1 protein-coding gene is annotated in these 2,284 nt (G+C 62.0%); it reads left to right on the top strand.

Annotation, left to right across the window (positions count from 1 at the left end):
• On the top strand, positions 1-2,284 hold a 2,284-nt coding region (locus ACIPZC_RS25995), incomplete at both ends, for an immunoglobulin-like domain-containing protein (RefSeq protein ID WP_400630432.1).

The following is a 2,284-nucleotide window of genomic DNA, read 5'->3' as shown; positions in this document are numbered from 1 at the left end:
CGGCCCCGGCCGATGACGTCTACAAAGACGCCGGGCAGGTCAAAGCCACCATCACCGACACCACCGGTGGTGACTTCGAGAATCTCGCAGTCAATCCGGCTGAGGCCGTGACCAACGTCAGCGATACGCTCGACACGTCGACCGTCACGTTGACCGCCACTCCAAGCGTGGTCGAGGGCGGTACCGTGGTGTACACCGCCTCGGTGTCGGCCCCGGTTACCGGTAGCCCGCTGGTCGTGACCCTGGCCAACGGCCAGAGCATCACCATCGGTGTCGGCGAATCGTCCGGCTCGGTCAACTTCGTTGCGCCAAACAACGTCTACAACACCAATGCACCGCTGACCAACAGCATTACCAAGGTTGAAGGCGGTAATTACGAACAGCTCGACACCGCCGGTACTCCAACTACAACGGTTACCGACAGTCCTGCTACCCAAGCGACTACCAGCCTGGTGCTGAGCGCCACCGGCGATGTCGCTGAAGGCGGCCAGATCGTCTACACCGCGACCTTGAGCAACCCAGCCGGCACGGCGATGACCGTGACCCTGAGCAACGGCGCGACCATCAACATCGCGGCCGGCCAGACCACTGGCCAAGTGACCGTCGCAGCTCCGGCTGATGACGTGTACAAAGACGCCGGCCAGGTCAAAGCGACCGTCACTGGTACCACCGGTGGCGACTTCGAGAACCTCGCAGTCAATCCGGCTGAAGCCGTGACCAACGTCAGCGATACGCTCGATACCAGCACGGTGACCCTGACCGCCACTCCAAGCGTGGTCGAGGGCGGTACTGTGGTGTACACCGCCTCGGTGTCGGCCCCAGTCACCGGTAGCCCGCTGGTCGTGACCCTGGCCAACGGCCAGAGCATTACCATCGGTGTCGGCGAATCGTCCGGCTCGGTCGACTTCGTTGCGCCGAATAACGTCTACAACACCAATGCACCGCTGACCAACAGCATTACCAAGGTCGACGGCGGTAATTACGAACAGCTCGAAACCGCGGGCACCCCGACCACCACGGTCACCGACAGCCCAGCTACCCAGGCGACCACCAACCTGGTGCTGAGTGCCACCGGCGATGTCGCTGAAGGCGGTCAGATCGTCTACACCGCGACCTTGAGCAATCCAGCCGGCACGGCGATGACCGTCACCCTGAGCAACGGCGCGACCATCAATATCGCGGCCGGCCAGACCTCTGGCACGGTCTCTGTTCCAGCCCCGGCGGATGACGTTTACAAAGACGCCGGCCAGGTCAAAGCGACCGTCACTGGTACCACTGGTGGTGACTTCGAGAACCTCGCAGTCAATCCGGCTGAAGCCGTGACCAATGTCAGCGATACGCTCGATACGTCGACCGTGACCCTGACGGCGAATGCTTCGGTAATCGAAGGTGGCGTGGTGACCTACACCGCCTCGGTGTCGGCGCCGGTCACCGGCAGCCCGCTGGTCGTGACCCTGGCCAACGGCCAAACCATCACCATCGGTGTCGGCGAATCGTCCGGCTCGGTCGACTTCACCGCGCCAAACAACGTCTACAACACCAATGCGCCGCTGACCAACAGCATTACCAAGGTCGACGGCGGTAATTACGAACAGCTCGAAACCGCGGGCACCCCGACCACGACGGTCACAGACAGTCCGGCTACCCAGGCGACTACCAGTTTGGTGCTGAGTGCCACCGGCGATGTCGCCGAAGGCGGCCAGATCGTCTACACCGCGACCTTGAGCAACCCAGCCGGCACCGCGATGACTGTGACCCTGAGCAACGGCGCGACTATCAATATCGCGGCCGGCCAGACCTCTGGCCAAGTGACCGTCGCTGCACCGGCTGATGACGTTTACAAAGACGCTGGCCAGGTCAAAGTCAGCGTTACTGGTACCACCGGTGGCGACTTCGAGAACCTCGCAGTCAATCCGGCTGAAGCCGTAACCAATGTCAGCGATACGCTCGATACGTCGACCGTGACCCTGACGGCGAATGCTTCGGTAATCGAAGGTGGCGTGGTGACCTACACCGCCTCGGTGTCGGCGCCTGTTACTGGTTCGCCACTGGTCGTAACCCTGGCCAATGGTCAAACCATCACCATCGGCGTTGGCGAGTCGTCCGGTTCGGTCGACTTTGTTGCGCCGAATAACGTCTACAACACCAATGCACCGCTGACCAACAGCATCACCAAGGTTGAAGGCGGTAATTACGAACAGCTCGACACCGCTGGCACCCCGACCACCACAGTCACCGATAGCCCGGCTACCCAGGCGACCACCAACCTGGTGCTAAGCGCGAC

This window comes from Pseudomonas sp. NPDC089743 (assembly GCF_044748785.1).
Classification (GTDB): Bacteria; Pseudomonadota; Gammaproteobacteria; order Pseudomonadales; family Pseudomonadaceae; genus Aquipseudomonas; species Aquipseudomonas putida_X.
This window is presented reverse-complemented; position numbering and strand designations above follow the sequence as displayed.